At 43.9% G+C, this 23,141-nt stretch carries 12 protein-coding genes and 1 pseudogene; 2 read left to right on the top strand and 11 right to left on the bottom strand.

Annotated elements, in window-relative coordinates; all coding sequences use genetic code 11:
• The 6 genes from BacF7301_RS09990 to BacF7301_RS09960 are packed head-to-tail and all read right to left on the bottom strand — an operon-like array spanning nt 1 to nt 7,358.
• A complete protein-coding gene (locus BacF7301_RS09990) occupies nt 1-1,002 on the bottom strand; it encodes a hypothetical protein (RefSeq protein ID WP_167962401.1) in 1,002 nt (333 codons plus the stop codon).
• Nucleotides 1,003-1,027: 25 nt separating this feature from the next.
• Nucleotides 1,028-1,792, bottom strand: a complete 765-nt coding sequence (locus BacF7301_RS09985) for a hypothetical protein (RefSeq protein ID WP_167962399.1) — start codon at nt 1,790-1,792, stop codon at nt 1,028-1,030.
• A complete protein-coding gene (locus BacF7301_RS09980; RefSeq protein ID WP_167962397.1) occupies nt 1,789-2,793 on the bottom strand; it encodes a hypothetical protein in 1,005 nt (334 codons plus the stop codon). The genes BacF7301_RS09985 and BacF7301_RS09980 overlap by 4 nt, the downstream gene beginning before the upstream one ends.
• A complete protein-coding gene (locus BacF7301_RS09975) occupies nt 2,793-3,689 on the bottom strand; it encodes an Ig-like domain-containing protein (RefSeq protein WP_245208427.1) in 897 nt (298 codons plus the stop codon). Before BacF7301_RS09975 ends, BacF7301_RS09980 begins: the two co-directional genes overlap by 1 nt.
• Nucleotides 3,690-3,696: 7 nt before the next feature.
• On the bottom strand, nt 3,697-6,774 hold the full coding sequence (locus tag BacF7301_RS09965) for a tubulin-like doman-containing protein (RefSeq protein ID WP_167962395.1): 3,078 nt from the start codon (nt 6,772-6,774) through the stop codon (nt 3,697-3,699).
• A gap of 35 nt (nt 6,775-6,809) precedes the next feature.
• Entirely contained in the window at nt 6,810-7,358 is a 549-nt protein-coding gene (locus BacF7301_RS09960; RefSeq protein ID WP_167962393.1) for a hypothetical protein, read from the bottom strand.
• A gap of 355 nt (nt 7,359-7,713) precedes the next feature.
• Between BacF7301_RS09960 and BacF7301_RS09955 the strand changes: the two genes are divergently transcribed.
• A complete protein-coding gene (locus BacF7301_RS09955) occupies nt 7,714-8,631 on the top strand; it encodes a DMT family transporter (RefSeq protein WP_167962391.1) in 918 nt (305 codons plus the stop codon).
• Between the two features lie 104 nt (nt 8,632-8,735).
• Here the strand turns inward: BacF7301_RS09955 and BacF7301_RS09950 are convergent.
• From BacF7301_RS09950 to BacF7301_RS09930, 5 genes and pseudogenes are all read right to left on the bottom strand, one after another.
• A pseudogene (locus BacF7301_RS09950) lies at nt 8,736-12,695 on the bottom strand (glycoside hydrolase family 2 TIM barrel-domain containing protein); the annotation flags it as partial.
• 193 nt (nt 12,696-12,888) lie between these two features.
• The gene (gene meaB, locus BacF7301_RS09945) at nt 12,889-13,986 is read right to left on the bottom strand and encodes a methylmalonyl Co-A mutase-associated GTPase MeaB (protein WP_167962387.1); all 1,098 of its coding nucleotides are present in this window, start codon (nt 13,984-13,986) and stop codon (nt 12,889-12,891) included.
• An 11-nt stretch (nt 13,987-13,997) separates the two neighbouring features.
• Nucleotides 13,998-15,065 carry a DUF1573 domain-containing protein gene (locus tag BacF7301_RS09940; RefSeq protein ID WP_167962385.1) on the bottom strand — a complete coding sequence of 356 codons (1,068 nt, stop codon included), beginning with the start codon at nt 15,063-15,065 and terminating at the stop codon, nt 13,998-14,000.
• A gap of 108 nt (nt 15,066-15,173) precedes the next feature.
• Nucleotides 15,174-20,906, bottom strand: coding sequence for an alpha-2-macroglobulin family protein (locus BacF7301_RS09935; protein ID WP_167962383.1), 5,733 nt, complete (start codon nt 20,904-20,906; stop codon nt 15,174-15,176).
• 976 nt (nt 20,907-21,882) lie between these two features.
• On the bottom strand, nt 21,883-22,080 hold the full coding sequence (locus BacF7301_RS09930) for a hypothetical protein (protein WP_167962381.1): 198 nt from the start codon (nt 22,078-22,080) through the stop codon (nt 21,883-21,885).
• 151 nt (nt 22,081-22,231) lie between these two features.
• On the opposite strand from BacF7301_RS09930, the gene BacF7301_RS09925 reads away from it, so the two are divergent.
• Nucleotides 22,232-22,663, top strand: coding sequence for a hypothetical protein (locus BacF7301_RS09925; RefSeq protein WP_167962379.1), 432 nt, complete (start codon nt 22,232-22,234; stop codon nt 22,661-22,663).
• Nucleotides 22,664-23,141 lie beyond the last annotated feature (478 nt).

Here is a 23,141-nt window from a genome sequence, read left to right as displayed (position 1 = left end):
TTATAAGTCAATTACAAAATCGCCGGGAGTGAAGATTTCTTCCTGGGCGATTTCTTCTGTTTTTGCTGTATTCATCCAACGAGGCTGCCAGGTACGTACATGAATCTGCACCTGATTCTTGTCGCGGAAATCCCACAACATGAACAGATAACCGTCATCATTATATCCGCTACTGTTGGCATAAAGTTGATGTACGGTTACTCCATAGAAACCTTCCATCTTCGGATTAGGGTGTTTTACCACTTTCACTTCGTCGAAGCGGACGTTAATCCACTTGTTTGCGGCAAAGCTTCTTTTCAGGTTGTTGATGTATTCCTGCTTGCCCTGTTTCTTGTAGGTCACTTTATTATAGGTAATTCCTGCGCCATCAGTTTTCTTGACTTTGGTTACGGTACCTGTAATAATCAATGCATCTTCGCTGAAGATGTTTTTTAAAAATGTGGTATCCTTTTCATTATAAGCCGTACGGAACTGCTCTACATAGGAAAGAATTTCCTGGCGGCGGGCAATCTCAGTCACTGTCTTCCCTTTCTTCATCACATTCTGATAGACTGTGGTGCTGAGGGTAAAGTTGAAGCGAGTGATACTTCCGTTAGCGTCGTAATTAATCACTGCTTCCTGATATTCATCGTCCAGTGTATCGCCTATCGGTTTTATCATCAGAGGTATCTGACGAATCTGATAGCCGTTTCCGTTGCGGATACATGACTGCACCACTTCGGAATCATCGCAGTAAAAGTGTGTATTCTCCCACAAAGCACTAAGTCCCCGTTCAGCCGAATCGGTCAGTCCCAACGGCGCCAGGTTCAACGCTCTGTTTTCTTTGAATGCCTTGTTTATTTCTGTCAACAGTGCACCGGTGTTTCTTTCCATCTTGGCTTTCAAACCGTCATTATACAAACCGTCGACAATTTCCAGGCTCACAGCATCCTGGGCTTGCACGGATAGTGTCGTCAGTGTACAAACCGCTACCAGTGCCCAACTCAAAATTATACTTTTCATCTTCTTCTCTTTCTACTTATGTTTGTTACTTTAGAATGAACCAGTAGGCTCCGCAACCGCTGAAAGCCACCATGTCCGTAGCTTCTTTCGTCTGAACATTGTTCAGTTCTTTGCCGTCTTTCTTCACCACTCCTTTCACTTCACCCGTGCGGGTATAGAATAACAGATAGCATTGCTCGGCCACAGTGTCCGGAGCGTATACGCCATACGAGATTCTGTCCTGCTCTTTGAGCGACGCGAAAACCTGTTTCATATCCGTCATGTTTTGTGCTGCCAGTATTTGATTCAAGCTTTCCTGTTCGGGATTGATTTTCTCTACAGTCGAAACCATCTTTTCGTCTTTAGAGGATTTCTTCACAGGTTCTATTTTTATCGGTTCCGATATTTCAGACAAGGGTTGTAAATCGGCTCCTTTTTCTTCTTCACTCAGCATGATTTGACCTTCACCGTAGATGAGGACAATCTCATTCTTCTTCACGTATACGAATGCACGTGTTCTCACCCCGCGCTTCATATCCATCCGCTGGGTACATGTATTGATATCTTGTAAAACGACTTGTTTTACTTCGCCACCTTTTCGCTTGCCGGCTACCCAGTCGTTGATTTCACTCACCAGCAATTCTTTAGCCTGCTGGATGGCCTCGGCTTCGGTAGGCATGGTGGCCTCAGCAGAGAGGTACGACTGCGAGCGCTTTATCTTGTTGATTTGCGCTTTTGTTTCGGCTTCACTCTGTGCCATCAGGCCGCAATATGCTCCGCAAAACAATAACAAAGTAATTATCTTTCTCATTTTACTTTAATTTGCCTTTTTGGGGTAGTGTTTACCCAATTAAGTTCTTCAAATAGTGATGATATGTTATGCGTAGGGACAAACAGGGTGATATCGCCCTCTATCTTTCCTTTTCCTTCACTAAGAAGGGAATAGGGTACTTCCACACTCATCACATGATTATACTTCAACACAGTATTTACCGCAAATACGTAAGCCTTCACCACGTTGGTTTCCAAAGCCTCGATACCGACATAAAGAGCGCATCCCTGATTTCTCATATAAGCTATCAATGAATGGACGGGCAGTTCCATCTGTTCTCTTTTCAGTCCGTACTGTCGCACGGTCAGGTTTACAGGGGCGTTGCAGGAAGTATCTTCACTCAGGAAAAGATTGAATACGCTCTCAGCCGGGTGATTCATGCTGAATACCGGACGCAGCGCGCGGTTCTTTTCTTCAAAGTAAAGGTTTCCGTTGATTTCCTCTATATAATAGGTATCGCCTACTCTTACATAATAGTCTCCTGCCAGCTTTTTAAGTTCCTTCCGGTCGGGTTGAGAAATGGAAGGTTTATAGCTGTAAGAAGCCAGTCCCTTCACAAATCCGTCTTCCAGTTCTTTCAAGTTCTTTCCGGTCAGCAGTTGGCATGACGCAGGAAAAGAGAGCTCAATCAGAAGGAAGGATTCATTCGCCAACGACACGATATAACGGTTTTCTTTTTCGGAGAAGTTCATGGCGGTCTGTTCGCTGATGAGGTTCAGCAGGTCGAATCCGCCTTGCCGAATCTGCACATTGTCGCGCTCCATCTTGGATTTGCGCTCAGCAACGGACATTCCTTGCAATTCCGTCAGATAGCGTTCGGTGAAATCGTAAGCTGCCGTGGCAAAAGGAACATCGGAAGAAATGGAAACTACCGTTTGGCGGAGTTTCCCGTTTCCCCATTTTCCAGTTTGCTGTCCCCACATGGTGAGTGGGAACAGCAAAAGAACTGCATAGACTATTTGAGTAGCCGGATTCCTCATTACGGGATGATTACTTCTTTGTTTCCATCACTCTTATACCACGTACCGGTAGTGAGATGACCGTCTTCGAAGATACCAACCACCTTTTCACCTGCTTTAGCTTCACGCTTCTTCACGTCGCGCGGCTCTATGATATGGGTTGTTTTAAATGTCAGCACACCGCTTTCGTCGTTCATCAAGCCATTTTTCATACGGCCTTTGTAGACTGCATAACCCAGGTCTTTCGTTACGATACCGCCGGTTGCGCCGCCGTCTGTTACGGTGCTGGTGCTGCCGCCATCGGATACTGTAACTTCTATCTCGGTTTTCGTCTGCGAACGGTCTGCCACGGCTGTGATAGTAGCTTTACCTGCTGCAACGGCTGTCACGAGACCATTTGGAGATACTGTCGCCACTGCTTCGTTTCCCGATTTCCAAGTAACGGTTTCATTCGCATTGCCGGGGTTACAGTCTATATTCAACTGTTTGGTTTCGCTCTTCTTCAGTTTCATATCCTGTGCAGTTTCCATAAACGTCATGTCGGTCACGTTTACTTCTTCTACTTCCATGCCGTCACCATCGGTTGCTCCATCTACTTGTTCAATGCCACCTGTCGTGTCGTCAACCAGTTGTTCTTCGGTTTTGTCACCACCACTAAGGGCGATTCCGATACCCGCGCCACCAAGTACCACCACAGCAGCAATAATACCGCCAATCAACTTCATATTCGGGCCAGTTGGTGGTGGCGGAACCATACGCAATGGTTCTTTACATTCGTCGCACACGAAATCTTGTCCACCCCTTACTTTCTGTACTTCTTTACTTTCACATTTAGGACAAGGGGCTCCTTCGCCGCCTTTGTCACGATTCGTGCAGATACCATATTTGTATCTGTCACGGTCACTGGGTCTTGCCATAATTATTTTATTTCTTATTGATTAATTCCAATGCTTTCTTTGCTTCAGCGCTATATTGCTGATATTTGGGTGATGTAGGGCTGGAGCATTCTTTACTTACGTAATCACGCATCACGACTTTCACACCTTCTACCATAGCGGCACGGTCACTCATCTTCAGGTCAGGGTTCTTCAGAATGTCGTCCACCTTCTCCTTGATAGTATCCAAGACTTCTTCCGTCAGTTCTTCACTTGTCAGTATCTCGGTGAATTGAGGTGAAATAAGTGTAACCATTTCGGCACCCCATTCATCAGCAGTTACAGTACACCAGCCTTTTTCTTCCCGCTCGTTCTCGCGTACTGCAAGAATGTCATTAGCAGCAGCTACGAAGAAATAAGGGATGAAGTCTTTCGGCGCAATCTTCTTTTCGCCCATCAATTCCGGCAATTCTGTACCGTCTCCCTCGCAATGAAGCAGGATACGTGCTTCTTTAGCAGCCAGTTCGTTCTTGTTGTTTACCATGTCATTGTATGCACGGTCATAAGACGGCAACCAGGCAATGGCACGCATCGGGAAACAGTAGCGGATAGAAATCACAGTGATTTCATTCATGCGCTCATCCGAAGTATTGAAGTTAATGGTACTTCCCGGCGTAGCATTTCCAAAAGCACCTTGCAAAGCAGCTTTCAGCTTATTGGAAAACGCTTTGAGAGAGTCGTTTCCTTCATCGGTAGGCATAGAAATCAAAATCGTCTTGCGATTGATTGATTCGGGATGAGATACCGGATTCTCATTGTTGTTCAATGCTTTCGAAAGCTGCCCGTCATCCAGTTTCAGGAATGTACCGCTCTGATTAATAACGGAAGAAGCGAAATTACGAATATCAGTATCAGTCAATAACACCTTCTGTAATTGCTGAAGAACGTTCAAGCCCAAAATCTTATCATTTTGGTAATCCTGGTCGTGTTTTTCACGTACCTTCGGACTGAGTTCGGCATCAAATACATCAAATATCGTATCTTCGGAAGTAGTAGCCGCCAATTCATTGAAGTGAGCATAGGAACGATTTCCTGCAATGGCTTTACGGATATTTCCCGCCCAAGTTTCCTGTTGGTTCTTATCCAGAATCAATGTCTGCTCAAGTTTAAGCATTTTATCATCTTCGCTGACTTCTACGATAGCACTTGACAAATCCGCAATACCTTTAGTGTTCTTGTTACGGTCGGCAATACGCTTTTCAGCAGCATCCATTGATAGCAGCAACACACCGATAAATTGGCTGACTTCTGCACTGAACTGTTCGAATGCCGCACGTAATTTACCTAATAATTTACCTTCAAATTCGTAAGCCACACGTTGGGTACGCAGTGTATAAAGATCCTTCATGATCATTTGATGGTCAGAGTACAGACGAGGTGAACGTCCGGTAGCACGTTGCAACAATGACAAGTGATTGTAGTCATAGTTGTTGGCATCAGCATCGTCCTCGTTTACCTTTATTTTATCATCTACACCGGCAATGTCATTTTCTATCTTTTCCTTACGGTTCTTGATGTATGTCAGCACTGCGTCACAGATATTCAGCAGGTCTTCCAATGAAAGGGAACCCTCATACCATTTAGTATACAAGTTCTTTTCTATACGCTCGATAATATATTGCGCCTGTTCTTTCAGTAACAAGTCATTACCCTTATCCAGATAGTAGGCTTCTACCCCCTGTTTGTTACGGAAAGCAGTCTTGTAAGTATCCGAACAGATGCTTTCGAGGAATCTCAATGGTTCCGGATCTACTGCCTTTGCATCGTCATAAGAATAACTGTTTGTTATGTCACTCCAGAAATTCTCTATCTTACTGCAATATTTGTCCGTATCGAAAATCTTTTCTTCCAGCATCAGATGGCTATCATCCAACATCCAGTCGCGCAGATTCTTATCATTGATATATAACTCACGGTAATCTTTACGAAGCGATTCCTGTACGAAACCGAAATCATCCTTGAAGTTATTGTATTGCATCTGCCATAGTATTCTCTCACCTATGGTATAAGTAATATGTTCCAGGATACGTTTCTCCGGATAGATAATACGTTTGATTCCGAAAGTATTGATAGCCTTTGTGCGGGCACGTTCCTTATCTGTGCCTTTCGACTTCTCACTGTATTCTACACAAAAATCATTGATATTTTCCAAACTGAAGGAGCGCAGAAGGTCATCGGTCGTACCATGTTTTTCTTCCAGAAAGAGACGGAAGTAAACCGTATCCGCCAACAGTTGAGGCAATTCCGTAAAGGAGTTGACTACCACCCCATTCTCATTTACATTAGAATAAAGCATCAATCCGAACTGTTTGTTAGGAGTAAGATCCAGTTCTATATGTTCATCGCCCCGAATAACGTCTGACGGCAGGAAGCGTCCGATATTAAGCGCACTTAACTCTTTCAATGCCGCATACCCATTCTGATGATAACGTCCTGCCTGACATCCTGAAGGGATATCCAATTCGGGCACCATGGCATAGACCATGATATTGGCATGTTTGTAAGTCTCTTGTGCACGTGTCTGGGCAATCACGTCAATGATAGCTCCTGACCCTGTGCCACCGGCCAAACCGGTAAAAATATGAATATTAACCTCGTCTTTGTTGGTAATAGACTTTACTTTATTGTATTGTCCCTTCAAAGCCGAAAGATACTTATTGCAATTAGCAGCAAAAAGAATACGCCCTGCACGGCGTTTCTGTCCGGCAGCCTGCCCTACTTCACCCAAGGTATTTTTCATGGAAGCACCATTCTTCACGATACCTTTCAATCCGGGATAGTTGGATACATTATCGAGTATCTGCTTCAAATCTACAGACTTAATATCGACAAATTCGCTTTCTGTAAACGAAGCATCTTTCCCCATCACACGGAACGAGGGGTCGCCCGGTGTCATCATCTCACGTGTAGAGTCTACATACACAAAACCAATAGACAAATTATCACGTTCTTCATCATTGGGGAACTCCTGATAAAGACGTTTGCGAATGGCTTTCAGCACCTTGCCACCTGTACCGCCTAACCCCACCAAGATGTGGTTAGGACTTTTCGGGTCTAATGTTTCCATAATATCATTTAGTATTTATAATTGTTTTATTCTCTTTATCTCCGCCGTGGACGATGCGAACGATTCACAGGTGCAGAGGCTCGATAATGGGCAGAGGCACCGCGTCGTCCTTGTTGCCGCCCACGTCCATTTCCTGTCATCCCCGGCACAGCAGCCAGCACGAAGCACACAACTACCCCGCCTAACGCCCAAGCTGCACGTCGCCACATAAATCCATTGATTATTTTGTTAACGAGTGAAAGTGCCGAAGTTTTCTTGTCCGTCACTTCACCCAATTTCATACCTACTTTATCGAGATAAGGTTTTAAAACAGGATAATTGGTTTCAATAGCACTCCAGTCCGTCTTTTCACTAACAGTATTGCCCAATACAGTAATATCCGCCATTGCCCCTTTTACCTTAGCAGCACCAACAATCGCCGTAAACTGGAAAGAGAGAAAAAAGAAAAGAAAAATGCCTAGTAATCCTGTCAACCATTTGGGAGTACCCATCAGTTCATTTATCAAATACATGACGAGCACAGCAATGATAATCCCCGCCAGTATTCCCCAAAAGAGCGTAGCAATGAAGCTCAGTATTCCCATAGGTGTTTTTCCGGTCTATAAATCCCCCTGATTCGACCCTTACTATTAGATATATGAAAAGCGGGGAATCTGTTTTATTATTCATCTTTACCCTTTATCTGAATCTACAAAATTCAAAAGATGTTAAAGATTACCTATTAAAAACGCTTTTCAAAAACTCCACTGCCCCCCCTTGAAAGCGGCAGCACACTGCAAAAGTAATTATTTTATTAAAAGTGTCAAACTTTCAAAGAGTTTTTTAATCATTTATCAAAAGCTTGTGATTTTTAATACGAGAATTAAAACTACCTTTGCAATCATTTTCTCTATTCGAATGTTATTCTTATAAGAAAATCGTAAAACAAATCTTATCAACATGGACAATAGCAAGAATCTGCACGGTCATCTATTTGCACTTACAGCTAACATTATGTGGGGATTGATGGCTCCTATAGGGAAATCAGCTCTCCAAGAGTTTTCCGCTCTTTCCGTTACCACTTTTCGTATGGTGGGAGCAGCAGCAGCTTTTTGGATACTTTCTATATTTTGCAAACAGGAGCATGTGAATCACCGGGATATGCTGAAAATCTTCTTCGCTTCCCTATTTGCTTTGGTGTTCAATCAGGGAGTATTTATTTTCGGGTTGTCTATGACTTCGCCTATCGACGCTTCGATTGTTACAACGACTTTACCGATTGTAACCATGATTGTAGCTGCTATTTATCTGAAAGAGCCGGTTACAAATAAAAAAGTGCTGGGGATTTTCGTCGGTGCTATGGGAGCACTTATTCTTATCATGAGCAGTCAGGCAGGAAGTAATGGCAACGGAAGCCTGATTGGTGACTTGCTTTGCCTGATTGCACAAATCAGCTTTTCTATTTACTTAACCGTATTCAAGGGGTTGACTCAGCAATATTCGGCAGTGACCATCAATAAGTGGATGTTCGTTTATGCTTCAATGTGCTATATACCGTTCTCTTATTACGATATTTCCACTATCCAGTGGGCTTCTATTTCTACTGTCGCTATCATTCAAGTGCTTTATGTAGTGCTAGGGGGAAGTTTCCTTGCCTATCTCTGCATCATGACGGCACAAAAACTGCTTCGTCCTACGGTTGTCAGCATGTATAATTATATGCAACCGATTGTGGCTACGATTGCCGCCATTATTATGGGAATCGGTAGTTTTGGCTGGCAGAAAGGACTTGCCATTGCGCTTGTATTTCTTGGGGTATATATCGTGACGCAAAGTAAGTCGAAAGCTGATTTCGAGAAAGCGGGAAGGGAGTTATAATAGTCTATAATCATTATTTTAGACACAAATTACGCGGATTTCACGGTTTTAGTAAATCAAAGAACCGTGTAATCCGCGTAATTCCGTGCCTGAATAGTTTTATTCTAATTTGCCAGAATCGTCACTTCCGCACCGGATGCAAAGTCCTGTCCGTTCTGCGAACTCAAAGCAGTGAAGCGAATATAACGAGCCTTTACCGGCTTGTCAAACACGACTCTCTTTTCCTTTGAATTATTGGCAAAAGTTCCTTTCTTGACAGGCTCGCCCCATTCTTTGCCATCCATGCTGACTTGAATAGAGTAATCCTTAATGTTACCGTTATTTCCATTCTGACGCGGTAAATATGTAAATCCTTTGATTTCCTTCACTTCACCCGCATCAAGATCTACCCAGTGTGGATACTTGGCAACGGTTACAGAATACATCGTATGCCATATCGTACTTGGGTCACCGTCAACCAAGTTAGCAGCATCCCCATCACCCGACTCCTGACTGCTGGCATATACTACCTGCATCTGGATACTTTCTATCTTTTCAAACTTCATTACGGCACTGATATCCTGATTGTCCTTGTACCATGCTCTCACAGTGCCGCCATTACGAAGAGGAATAGGTTCCGTATATTCCTGTACTTTCTTACTGCCGTCAATCGTGTAACAGAACACAACATCTTTCCTAGCCGATGTCAGCTCTACTATTCCGGCAGGAGTACGTGTAATAGACAAAGGAATATCTCCTGCAGGAGCAACATTGGCAACAGCAGCCAAGTCCTTTCCACGAACAGGACGAATAATGAATCCCATATTATGCTGACCGGCAAATACCCTGTCCTGAACGAGAGGACCACCCTGACCGCAACTGTTACCACCCAAACCGGTAACAGCACAATCCAGATGCAGATAGGTATCACCCGCTTCGGGCAATTGGTAAGGATGAGAAGCCAGTATTAAATCAAGAGCAGAATACTGAAGAGCCGAAACAGATAAACGGTCGGTAGCTATAAAGCTAGCTCCCTGTCCTGCCTGATTGGTCAACGCACACCAGCGGACATCTTCATGGTTACCCATATCCTGCGGTTTCGGGAAATTCACAAACTCGCCCGCCACCGTATTGGTATGCTGTTCGATAAACTGACCGCTTTTACGATCTGCATAGTTATCAATCGGACCGCGACCATAATAAGTAAAGTTGGCATATTGTTGAGGTACTTTCATCACATAGCCAAGACGGGGCAAAGTCAGAGTGGGACGATTGGAAGTGATGCCCGACTGCAATTCGACAGAACCATCCGGATATACTGTCCACACTTGATTAGTGATAAACTTAAAGTCGTTGCTTCCAAATTCCCTGTCTGTCAGTTCCACAATACTATTCTTACCAGAACTTGTGCCACCTTTGATACTTGCAGCATTCGGTGCCTGAGATTCTATGGTAAAGCTCAAGACCATCTTATCGTCCTTATCGCGAACAGTAAACTCTATCAGCTTATGCTTCAGGTTATGCAAACCATATTCGAACCAGGGAGCATAGAACCAGTTATCATTGTTGGTAAAAGCGCGAAGCGCGTCCAGTTTCGGTCCGTTTCCATCCGCAATAATCGTTTCATCGCCATATTTCAGACTATAAAGACTTCCGGTTTGCAAATCGAACTTCATATCAAACGCCTCTCCCTTTATCTCGATTTTCTTTGTATCCGGATTCATGTGAGTCTTCAAAGTCCCGGTAGCAGTAGCAGCAGCCACTTCGCTGATTAACGGACGGTCGGTAGCCGCTTTGACTTGAATCTGTTCTTCCGCCATCACAAAATCCTTAGCAGCCCAAGGCATCTTGTCCTTCAGGACAAACTGCACTTTTACAAAGTATTCGGCATCCTTTTTAAGAGTTTGGTTATAAGGCAGCGTGATCTGCATACGTTGACGAGGTGCTACATTAATATCCATCGGTTGACTGGTTTGCACAGGTTTTCCATCCTCGTACAATGACCACACCAATTGATAATCATCCGCCAAGTTCTTGAAATAATACTTATTGAAGACTTCGAACACACCTTTTTCAAGGTTCACCGCTTTTACATCTATATTCTGATATACTTTCTTCACTTCATAATATTGTGGTTTCGGTTCCAAATCACCGAATACAATTCCGTTCATTACAAACTGCCCGTCATTAGGAGTATCCCCGAAGTCACCGCCATAAGCCAAGTAACGAGTACCCGTCTTCGGGTCATAATTATACATAGACTGGTCTACCCAATCCCAAATAGCGCCGCCACAGAAGAAATTGGTAGACTCCATCGCGTCCCAGTAATCCACCAGATTACCGCAGGCATTACCCATCGAATGAGCATATTCCGAAATATGGAACGGATACTTAATATCATATTTTCCCTTCACCGCACCACGTACCCAGCCGATAGACGGATACTGGTTAGAGCCCATATCCACAATATCATTATTACGTTCATACTGCACAGGACGGGACAAATCAAACTTCTTCAACGCATCATAAGCAGCCACAAAGTTCTTACCCGGCCCGGCTTCGTTACCCAGCGACCAAATAACGATAGACGGATTATTCACATTAGCATGCACCATTTCCATCACACGGGCTACGTGCGCATTCTTCCATTCTACCGGATGAGAAAGTGAAGCAGCACCATAATAATATTCATGTGACTCGATATTCGCCTCATCTTCCAGGTAAATACCGTACTTATTACATAAGAAATACCAGTAAGGGTCATCCGGATAATGCGAATTACGTACATGATTGATATTCGCACGTTTCATCAACATAATCTCCTTCTCCATCATCTCACGGGTGATGGCATGTCCCACTGCCGGATTCGATTCATGACGGTTCACCCCTTTCAGCTTGACCGTTTTTCCATTGATATAATAATAACGTCCCGCAAGTCCGAATTCATCCGCCGATGCGGGCGTATCCTTGATTTCCACCTTACGGAATCCCACAATCGTAGAAACCATCTCAATCGTCTTGTTCTTCTTATCCTTCAACTCGGCTACCAACGTATAGCGATAAGGAAATTCTGCCGACCATTTATTCGGAGCTTTTACGTTAAAGACAGTCTGAATCCTGCCTGTTCCGTTCGGTTCTATTTTCTCTATCACAGGAGACAAGACACCATCCACCAACGTATTCTCGTCAGAGTAGAGCTTATTGGCATACAAAGAATAATACACTTTATAATTCTTGGCCGCTTTCTTATCCAAATTACGAATATCGGCATTGATAGTCAGAGAACCGTCCGTATAAGTCGCGTCCAAATCAGGAGTAGCAACCAAGTCACGGAAATGAACTTTGGGAACCGAATACAGAGCTACCGTACGGAAGATACCCGGCAAACGGAACATATCCTGTGCTTCCAGAAACGAACCGTCCGAACTGCGATAGACTTCGGCAGCCACCGTGTTCTTACCCTTTTGCAGATACGGGGTGATATTAAAATTAGCGGTATTGCGCGAATTCTTGGAGAAACCCACATACTTGCCGTTAATCCATAGATAGAAGAAAGAATCCACCCCATCGAAACTGATAAAGATTTCCCGTCCATCCCAATCCTGCGGTATATCAAAATCGCGGCGGAACGAACCCACTTCATTGCGGTCTTTGTACGTAGTCCAGTTGGTAGGCGGCGTTCGCATCACTCCCCCACGCCAATCGTCCACCTTCACACTATGCTGGAAGATAACCGGTTGATTGACATAAATAGGCGTTCCATACTTCTGGCTTCCATCTTTCTGAATACCATAAATATTCCAACTGGACGGCACCGGGATTACATCCCATGAAGTAACATCAAAATCAGTCTGATAAAAATCTTTCGGACGGGCATCGGGATTAGATGCCCAATGGAATTTCCAGTCGCCATCCAACGATTGCCAAAACTTACTGTTCTCGGGCAACACTTTACGAGCATTTTCCAAATTTTGGAATGAAAAGAAATAAGCATGCGGCTGTTCCTTATTCAATGCCAGATTTTCGGGAGATTCCCACTCATTTCCTGCCGGAGCGTTCACCGAAGCATACGTGAAGCCCTCTAATGGTTGGCCTGCAAAACTTTGCGCTGTCAGGGTACAGCACAAAAGACCGGTTAACAAGGTTTTGTTCATAAGGTATTTAAGTCGATAAAAATTATTCATGTCATGTACTTATATCTCTGCCTTTCGCTTTATAGTAAATACACGCAAAAAGCACAGAGTCCTACATGAGAATAAAATTTTTAACGTATTTTCTCTAGATTAAAGATAAATCTTCAAAATAAGTATCGAGCAAACTCTTGGCAGCAATAAATGAAGTCAGATTACCACTCAACACCTGGCGTTCTTTTTCCAGAAGCATCGCTTCAATCTTCGGATTATGATAGAAACTGTCGCGCAATTGCTCGTTGATGCTTTCATACATCCAATATTTGCTCTGTTCGTTGCGACGATATTCAAAATAGCCGTTCGCTTTCACAAAGTCCATATATGCGTAGACCATGTCCCACACTTCCTTGACACCTAAATTATAAAAGCCGGAATACGTCAGCACCTGCGGCGTCCAGCCCGATTCGGGTGCAGGAAACAGATGCAGTGCACTACGGAATTGCGTAGCCGCCAACTTGGCACGTTCCAAATTATCGCCATCCGCCTTGTTAATCACAATGCCGTCCGCCATCTCCATAATACCGCGCTTGATACCCTGCAATTCATCCCCCGTTCCCGACAATTGAATCAACAGGAAGAAATCAACCATAGAATGAACAGCCGTTTCGCTCTGCCCCACTCCGACGGTTTCCACAAAAATCTTATCGAATCCCGCAGCCTCACAAAGAATAATCGTCTCACGGGTCTTACGTGCCACGCCGCCTAATGAACCCGCTGACGGGCTAGGGCGTATAAATGACTTAGGATGTACGGAAAGCTGCTCCATACGGGTCTTGTCTCCCAGGATGCTCCCTTTACTGCGCTCACTACTCGGGTCGATAGCCAATACAGCCAGCTTTCCCCCTTTTTCGAGTACATGCAAGCCGAACACATCAATCGAAGTACTCTTTCCCGCACCGGGAACGCCACTGATACCTACCCGGATAGAATTGCCGGAGAACGGCAAACACTTCTCTATCACTTCCTGAGCGACAGCCTGATGTTCGGGTTTCACACTTTCCACCAGTGTCACAGCCTGACTCAATATAGTGACATCACCTTTTGTTATACCTTCCACAAACTCAGCTACCGAAAGCTGGCGTTTCTTAGGTTTCCGTTTCAAGTAAGGATTCACAGACGAAGGTTGTTCGATGCCTTTGTTGACAACGAGTCCTTTGTATTCTTCACCATTTTCAGGATGTTCCATGACAATAAGATTTAGCGTTTGATATTGATTTCGACTTTCGGGCGCATCGGGTCGTTTGTTATCATCAAAATACGTAAATGATGTTTCTTATTACCTACATCACGCTTGCGAATAGTCACTTTCAGCTTCGTCATTCCATCCGGCGGAAGTACCGTTTTCTTCAGGCTCACTCCTACCGATGAATTAAAGACTTGCAATTTACTAATAATCAGCGGAGTTTTTCCCGCATTAGCAATCAATATCTCATAGCTTGCCTTTTTCTTCTTAATCAACGGCACACTAAGGTCAATATCCGTTTCCGAAATACGCATGGCAGGAGCATTCAGCGAATCAGCAGCCGTCATACGTGAGAAATCGGGAAGAAGAATGGCCGAAACAGGGATTTCATTTTCTTCGCTCACCTTATCGCCGGAGAAGCGGGAAAGATAAACAGAAGTCTGCGTCAAACCGTAATCTTTCAACTGGCTGGCATCCAACGTCAATTTGACAGTTCCTTTCTTTCCTTTCAACAGGACTTTCGGTTCGGCTTCCATTTTAAGATAAGGGGGCAGATGCATCAATACCGGTTCATACGGACGGTCGGACAAGTTAGCTATATTGAAAGTGAATGAAGGCTGCTGACCATGATATACATCAGGGAAAGCAAACTCGTCACGGTCCAGACGTATATTCCCGATAGCATACGGAAGAATCTTTGTAAAATCCTTCACTTCCTGCACCACCTCTCCGGTAAACTTCAGATAAACCAGATTCGGAGTAGCATTGCTGTATATCCCAACTGACTTTTCAAAACGTCCCAACGCCTTCGCGTCAAAAGAAGCCTTTACTGTTCCTTTCGCTCCCGGAGCAATCGGCTCTTTCGTCCAGTCGGCTACGGAGCAGGCACAGGAAGTAGTGACATTGGTAAGAACCAATGGCTGGTTACCGGTATTAGTGATTGTATATTCCACTGTCACCGGGCGTTTCCACTCTATTTGTCCAAAGTTGTGCGTCTCTTTATTCGAAGAGATACGGGGTTGGGCAACGGCTGCCAAAGCGACAGAAAGCAGAAAAAATATAGATAGTAAACTACGTTTCATGCGATACATTTTATTTTGGTGCACAAATGTAGCTGTTTTAGATGAGATATTGATTGGATTGAAAGGATTATTAACGGTGAACGCCAAACGTTCACCGTTAATAAATAATTATTTCACTTCTACTGTCATTGAAGCGGAATGTGAAGCATATTCCGGTGCATAAGCACATTGCATGGTCGCCAGACCCGTTTCGTAGGTTCCTGCGCGGCTCACACGATAGCTATATTCCAACACATACACTCCTTTTCCTAAATGGTCGAAGAAGAAGTTGGTAGAAGCGTCTTTGATGTCTACATAATAACCGATTCCGTTGTTCCAGCGGTAGCCGGATACGCTACCGATGGGTTCGAAACAAGCGCCACGCTGGTCTTTCAACTGTACGAAGTCCATTGCACGGTCTACGCGGATGCTCAGGCGCGAAACGACTTTATCCCCCACTTGAAGCACCGTCTTTGACGTAACCGGTTGCAGTTGCGGCGTGTTGTCCACCATACGTTCCACATACAGTTGCTTCTGTACATTCAACTCACCGCCCTGTTGTTTCACATCACTTATCGGCGATTCGTATTCCGCATAAACAGCTCCCCAGGCAATACCCGGATTTCTCTTTTCCACTTCAATCTTGCGGGCGTCCACTACATTCTTCTGTATAAACGAACGTTTGATGTATCCCAGTCCCGGAACGGTAGTCTTGCCCGGTGAAACCGTTTCCATCACTTCATTGGCAATCACGATACGTACGTCGCCCTGGTTATCAAGCAGGTTAGTACCTTTCATCAGCAACGCATATACCGCGTCGGCAGTAGCTACCGGAGAGTTCCACTGCTGCGTCTGCTTCTGCTTCAGCAACCAGAGTTTCATTTCTTCTACCGTCTCCGTGTTGCCGCCAATCAATTCCAACGCTTCCATCACATCTACGTGGGCTTGCATCTTCATTCCGCCCCATGCATAAGGATTCTCGTTGAAAGCGAAGAACATACCCTGTTCATCCGTTTTCGTCAGATGTTCTTTCAGGGAAGCGACAAACTCCTGCGCTTCTTTCTTATGCCCGGCTTTATCAAGCACGATAGCTGCGATAGCTTTAGTATCCATCGAAGCTGACGGAAGCAGTTCTTTTACCTTGGAGAGATAATAAGCGTAAGCTGCCTTATTAACCGCAGGAACCTGTTCGCCGGAAATAGCGATAATATACAGATATTGCAGGATACCGCTTGAAACTCCTGTGAACTTCGCCCCTTCTTTCTGTGCTTTAAGAATATTCTTATACTCTTCCAAAGCCGACTGATGGAGATACTTCAACGCATTAGTCTGCAAAGAAAGCGCAGTTCCGCTCAACTTCTCGCCTGTCAGTAAAGCAAGACGGGCGTTCAGTTCCGCAATATAGGCCGTGACATAACTGCTGCCGTTCATCCCTTTATACCATGACCATGCACCGTCAGAACTCTGTAATTCCTGCAATCTTGTCAAGGCAGCGATATTGTTGCTGCGGATATTATTCAAATCAAACAGCGTAGCGATACGTTCTTTCTGCTGTTCTTCGGTCTGCGCTTCGAGCACCCACGGCGATTCGGACAGCAGGATATTCTTCACTTCCTGGTTCTTCTGCAGATTGCTGAGGAAAGTTTCTTTTGTACCACCTTGAAGTTTCCAGCTATCGAATACCGCCTTGATGCGTGGCTGACTGTTCATTATATATGAAGCCAACGTGTTCGCATAATAGGCGGTAGCCCATGAAATAGCATTATTATTCACCGGAAGGCTCAAAGAAGGCAACGCCTGAATAGCATACCAGGCAGGATTTCCGGTAAATTCAATCGTCAGTTTACGGTCGGTTGCCGTTTTGCTATGCTGGTTGAACAGGCTGTCAAGGGAGAACGTACGGGTTTCTTCTCCACGTACAGGCATCGGAAGTGTCTCGACCAAATGCTCTTTATCACTCAATACCGGAAGTAACTGTTGTTCACCGTCACTGAACGTGCCACTATCGGCTATCATCCGGCAACCCAGTATTTCGTATTTATCACTCACGATAAACATAAAATTCACGCCAATCGTCTTTCCCGCTTCAACGGAGAATTTCTGTTTCTGCGTACTGACCACCTTTTCCGTCATCGGGTCGAAAAGAATCATGCTTACTGTTCCGGCTTGCGGCTTGCCTGTCATATTGGAGATAGAAGCTGCAATTGAAGTCTTATCGCCCACACGTACGAAACGCGGCAGATTAGGAGTCAGCATAAATTCCTTGCTCGTCGTAGCTTCACCGTCCAATGTACCCATCAACATTCCCTTTGTATGAGAATATCCGCGGAAGTTCCAACGTGTCAGACTTTCGGGCATGGTGAATGAGAAGGATATCTCTCCTTGCTCGTTAGTGCGAAGCTGCGGATAGAAGAAGGCTGTTTCGGCAAGATTTGTACGCAGGTCGGCAGGGGCTTCGGGAAGTGTTTCCTCTTCAGAGACTGTATCCAATTTACCCAGTATTCCTGTTTGTCCCCATCCTGCTGAGAATTCCACATCTTCAGCAGCATCGGCTGCCATAGCCGGTGAAGCCATCTCCTTCTTCACACTCCGGCTCGCCATTCCCCGTATCATAATCCTTCCTTGTGCCGATGCACCATATATTGCCGCATCGTTCGTTACTTCAAGCAATTCTTCAATACGGAATCCGGGCTGCACGACAAATCTGTCATACAACATCCCCGGCACTTTAAGAGCCTTATTATTCCACCAATAATTAAATGAATTATTTCCGGAATACCCGCTCATCCAATTGGAATAAGGAAGTATCTGATTATAATAAATCTGGAAATCCTGACGGCGGTTCCATATCTTATCCAACGAAGCATCATACATCGTTGCCAGCATTTCCGCATTGGCAGCTTGTCCCTGTGGCGTCTTAATCGTCAGTTTCCATTCTTCCTTCTGTCCCGGACGCAATTTATCACGGAATACTTCCCACTTCATCGCCAGCGTCTTGTCCGGCAACCGCTTCTTTACCTGAACCTGTTCCTGATAAACCTGTCCATCCCTTACCATGCAGAAGTTCACAAATATACCGTCGCCATAACTTTCCTGATACGGATAGGTAAAGCGCATAATCGTATCGGACAAATTCAGCGCCTTGCTTTCCAACAGCTTATCACCGCAGAATACGTTCATCATCACATAAGCATCCTTTTCCGAAGTTCCGAAACAGAACACCGCCGGATGCGCGGCATCAAATTCCGTATTCGGCGCATAGAACCATACGGTAGACTGCACAGGCGGACGTTTATCTTCCCGTGAAAAAAGAACGGTGTTAGCATCTGCCGTCACTTCCTTTCCCTGATTATCTTTCACCGATGCTTTCAGCACATAAGCTCCCGACGGAATATTCTTCCAGTCGAGCGTCATTTCCTCATTGGAAGTAAATGTTCCCGTCGCTACCGGAGTTTCACCCGATACCTTGAAATCCTTTTCATTCGCAGGATACAACGCATAGTTCCCTTTCACTTCCACAGGTTGCCCGTTCAGGTTCTGCGCCTTAAACACGATGCTGAACGGTTTATCCTTACAAGTCTTTTCTTTCAATTCCGTCTGCAAGACCAAAGAACGACTGCCCGCCGAAATCACATCCGTAGATGATTGTGTCTCACCCGCCACATTGGTAACAGTGGCTTCAACAGAATAGCGGTAATAGACTTTATCATTATTCTTATAAGCGTCGCTCTCTTCCAGGCGAACTGGGATTGTAAATTCCCCATTCCCGCCGGCAGTCACTTCGCCCGAAGCAATCTGCGTAGATTCAGAGATTCTCCAAAAACTATAGGTAGAACGCTTTACCGTATATTTCACCGGAAGGTCTTGAAGCAGCACACCACTATAAGATTGTATCTTACCTTTCACCTGTACTTCATCTCCGAGTTTATAACTTTCCGTTTGTTTCTCAAAAGTTATGTCGAATGTCGGACGTTTATAATCTTCCACACGGATATTCGTCCTGCCGTCTCCTGCCGTCAAAGAGAACATTCCGTTCAAGCAAGCCGAAGGCAATGCAAAATCAGCGGTAAACGAACCGAAGTCATTGGTACGTACGGACTTCTGCCCCACTTCCTGATTGTTTGCGTCCAATAAGACGACTGTATAGTTCTTGTTCGGAAGCACGTTTGCCGTATCCGAATTCTGTGTATAAGCAATCCCTTTCACATATACCGTCTGACCGGGACGATACAGGGAACGGTCGGTCAGCAGTGTCATGCTTTCGGTCGCTTTATTTTCATCACCGTAATATCCGAAACTTCCGCCGTAAATACCCTGTTTCGGCATGGCTGTATCCGTTCCTTTCGATGCCTTCAGAAAGCGGTATTCGGATTTCCAGGGGAATACGACTTTACCATTTTCTCCGGTCGTGAACTCCTGCAACACTTTTTCGTCATTACTATACAGCGTAACTTTCGCATTCGGTATAGGATGCCCGGTCTGTCCGTCCAGCGTCGCCACTTCATATTGCTTTTCAGGCAGACGGCACGTCAGCACTTTGAAACGTGTCACGTCAAAGAAACTCTCGCTATCCCTCTTGGCACGAATATCGGGCACGATACGCATCACATAAGAGCCTAAGTCGGGAGACTTGAAAGTGAATACCGTATCTTGCGAGCGGTAGTCCTTCGGACGAAGAAGCGAATAATGTTGTTCTTTAACCAGTTTTTTCGCCTGATACAACCGCACGGTGAAACCGTCCAGATTCTTATGTGAAACATTCAACTTTATTTCTTCATTCGGGAAAGCCTGTCTTGCCGCCGCGACATTCAAGTAAGGTGCTAAAATATCCTCTCGAAGATTCTTTAACGCATTTATCCTGCGATAATTCGGATAAAGGCGAATCGCTTCATCACAAAGTTGCAAGGCATTGACTTGCTGTTGTTTTTGGATGGCATAGCGGGCTTGCGCTAAATAGACTTCCGCAGTGACGGGTTCTGACGCAAACCTGCTTTTCAGTGTATTCAATGCAGTCAGAAACGTATCTTCCGTCAATCCCAGAAGTCCTTCGTGTGCTTTGAAAGGTACAAAATCTCTATCCGCATTGCGTCTCCATTCCAAATAGTTGAGTGTAGTCAGTATATACCCTTCTTTCAGGTCGGCAGCTTTATAAGCAGCAATCATGCTTCCGTAGATGTTTATAATATCTTGCTTCACAAGGGAAGGCGTGTTATCATTGAAACCGTTGTTGCGCACCAGCCCTTCTATCTGATTTAGTGCCGTTATGGCACGGGAAGCCAGCAGATGATACATATCGTGGTGATAGTACTCACTGGTTTCGCCCAGTTCTACAAAAGGAATATAAGTACGCGAGGAAGTTTTGAGCAGCAGTACTGAGTCTGCCAAGGCTTCTTTTACATTTGTCCGTACTTTCTCAACGAACATATTTGCTGTCCATTCACGCATATCGGCTGAAGGGTTTTCCCCTACGATTTCTGTTCTTTGCCGGAGCTGCCACTGATTTTGGGCAGCGTAGTCTGCATAGATTCCTGCTATCAAAGAGTGTAATATAAAACGGTCCATGGGTTTGTCCGTCTGCTTTGCCCATTGTTCCAAGCCTTTCAGACCGACATAAAAACTATCAGGTGTCAGTGCTTCCTGATTTTTCATCCGCCACATATATGCTTTCAGCATCTGTGCGGAATTCTTCTCTTTCTCTCCCTTCTGATAAATCTCATCAGTCAGTTTTATTACCGTTTTGGGCAAGCTCTTCTTTTCTGCCTGCTCTACATCTTTCCATAATTTGTCGAAAGTTTGTGCTTGCGCTGCCGGAATCACTCCCAGCCATAACAGCACCATCATACAAATCTGTCTTACTTTCATAATCACTCTAGTTTAAGTTTGATAGTTGTCACATACTATAAACAACAAAGTAAGGAAATAAAGTTTAAAGATTTGTACTTTTTAGATTAAAAAACTCTTTTCAGCAATTATTGTTTTTACTCTGTATGATACAAAATCTGCTTCTTTTCAGCCTACATAAGAATAAAATAAAAATAAAAAACTGTCACCTGTCACAGATTACCACTTAACATACTGAGTATAAAACAGTAAGAGCGTGACAGCAGCAGGTGACGGCACTGTGACAACAAAAATGCTGTCACACTCTGTCTCACAAGAAACAGAAAATAAAGCAAAGTTAAAACTTTATCAATCGGCAATATATTTCCCGGCATCCCAAGTTACTAAAATCATACCTCCTGCATATATGATTCGTTGCGTGCCTTGAAACAAATCGTTTCCCCACTTGAAACTACCAGTTTCAATACGCGAAACTCTAGTTTCATCAGCGTGAAACTTTAGTTTCTATTGCTTGAAACCAAAGTTTCTGTTATTTGAAACTAGAGTTTCATAGGCTTGAAACTTTAGTTTCACCAGCTTGAAACTATTGGTTTCAAAGCATTGGAACTAGAGTTTCACACCGAGGAAACTATGGTTCCAAAGAATGGAACCAAAACACATAAACCGAGACTAATATGATGTGACAGCATTTCTTCTGTCACAGTGCCGTCACATCCTGCTGTCACGTCATTACTATTTCACAATCAGCGCATTAAGTGGTAATCTGTGACAGATGACAGCAAATTATCAAATATAAATCATATGTAGTAAAGTTTCGTCCCATATGAATTAATACAAAACTTCTTGCATTTCTTTCCTTATTTCCAATATATTTCAAATAAATCATTTATCTTTGTCATACGCTTTCCGCTCATCGGCGTGATGAATAGGCAGAAAGCGGTTTTTATTTCTTAATGAAGTAAAAGTGTATTATCTCTCATGACTGAAAATAGCAAATCTAAGCAGAGGGAGATGATACGGCAGATACTTCACGTGAACGGCTGTATATCAACATATCCGTAAAAGATGTGTTATATATAAACGATTGACGTGGATGTCTGTCGTTATCATTATCTTCTGCGATGGTATTGCTAGCCTCAGTCATGGATAATGGTGCGACAGCATTCACGTCTTTCTTGTATCCGGTCGGTTTCATAATCCGCAATATTCCCTAAATTGTCCCCACTCACCGGACAACAAGAAGTGTGAATGCTCGTTGTACTAATATAAATGAATAAAGCATTTATAGATAAATAGATGCATTGTTCACCCTTATTGTATAACACATAAAAAAAAAGCAAACATTTATGGCACAATGGATTACCATAGAAGAAGCAGCCGAGAAATACGGATTTGAAAAAGAATACGTTTGGATTCTAATAGAAATGAGAGAAATCACCGTATGCTACGAACGACCCGGTGTCGACATCATAGACGATGGAAGTGTTCAGGACTTTAAAAACCGGAACAAACACGGGCTTACATTAATGTATATTGAGAAGCTGGAGCGATTTTGCATAGACAAATCGAAACTTTGCTCCATATATATGTCACTTTTGGGCAAACAAGACAAGGAAATCGGAATGTATGAAGAAACAAAAAGTCAATGTGACACACTACAAACGAAATGCCGGGAACAGTACAAGTGGATACGTAAATTAGAAAAAGAACTGTCACTGGAACAGACAAACTGCCGCAACTGTTGGCTACGAAGAATATGTTTGAAGATTTGGGGATAATCGTATCTGAGATTGGAATTGTTAGTCTACTAGAGATATTATAGATACAAAAAAGTGGGGATATCGTTTTCAATAACGTATCCCCACTATAAACTTAGTTAATGCACTTTTTCTCATTTCTCAATTCTGTACCCCCATGCAAGCATTTCGTTACGACCTACTTCACTGAGGATTTTTCTTACTAAAGAACTCATTTTCTTTGCCATAATCTTTAAACCTTTAAAATTACTAATTCCTGAAAACTAAAAACTACTTTTCTTCGTTCGGGAGAGTATTAATTGTTGAATATCCCCAAACATGTACGTCGGCTTCGCCGAACTTTCTAAACAATCTTTTTAACCTTTTCATTTTGTTATCCTTTCATTTACATGTTTTATAACACAAAAATACAGCCTTTGTTTATAGGTTGTATCTAAAAAAGGCGGAATTTTATGTTTTATAGCATATTAATTGATTTGCATCAATTAATTTAATTATT

This window comes from Bacteroides faecium (assembly GCF_012113595.1).
GTDB lineage: Bacteria > Bacteroidota > Bacteroidia > Bacteroidales > Bacteroidaceae > Bacteroides > Bacteroides faecium.
The sequence above is the reverse complement of the archived record's forward strand: the minus strand, read 5'-3'. Positions and strand labels throughout refer to the sequence as shown.

Excerpts from the sequence above, each read along its gene's own strand:
- BacF7301_RS09925 (WP_167962379.1), top strand. The coding sequence starts at position 22,232 with ATGGCACAATGGATTACCATAGAAGAAGCAGCCGAGAAATACGGATTT.
- BacF7301_RS09935 (WP_167962383.1), bottom strand. The coding sequence starts at position 20,906 with ATGAAAGTAAGACAGATTTGTATGATGGTGCTGTTATGGCTGGGAGTG.
- BacF7301_RS09965 (WP_167962395.1), bottom strand. The coding sequence starts at position 6,774 with ATGGAAACATTAGACCCGAAAAGTCCTAACCACATCTTGGTGGGGTTA.
- BacF7301_RS09955 (WP_167962391.1), top strand. The coding sequence starts at position 7,714 with ATGGACAATAGCAAGAATCTGCACGGTCATCTATTTGCACTTACAGCT.
- BacF7301_RS09990 (WP_167962401.1), bottom strand. The coding sequence starts at position 1,002 with ATGAAAAGTATAATTTTGAGTTGGGCACTGGTAGCGGTTTGTACACTG.
- BacF7301_RS09980 (WP_167962397.1), bottom strand. The coding sequence starts at position 2,793 with ATGAGGAATCCGGCTACTCAAATAGTCTATGCAGTTCTTTTGCTGTTC.
- meaB (WP_167962387.1), bottom strand. The coding sequence starts at position 13,986 with ATGGAACATCCTGAAAATGGTGAAGAATACAAAGGACTCGTTGTCAAC.
- BacF7301_RS09960 (WP_167962393.1), bottom strand. The coding sequence starts at position 7,358 with ATGGGAATACTGAGCTTCATTGCTACGCTCTTTTGGGGAATACTGGCG.
- BacF7301_RS09985 (WP_167962399.1), bottom strand. The coding sequence starts at position 1,792 with ATGAGAAAGATAATTACTTTGTTATTGTTTTGCGGAGCATATTGCGGC.
- BacF7301_RS09940 (WP_167962385.1), bottom strand. The coding sequence starts at position 15,065 with ATGAAACGTAGTTTACTATCTATATTTTTTCTGCTTTCTGTCGCTTTG.
- BacF7301_RS09975 (WP_245208427.1), bottom strand. The coding sequence starts at position 3,689 with ATGGCAAGACCCAGTGACCGTGACAGATACAAATATGGTATCTGCACG.
- BacF7301_RS09930 (WP_167962381.1), bottom strand. The coding sequence starts at position 22,080 with ATGAAACCGACCGGATACAAGAAAGACGTGAATGCTGTCGCACCATTA.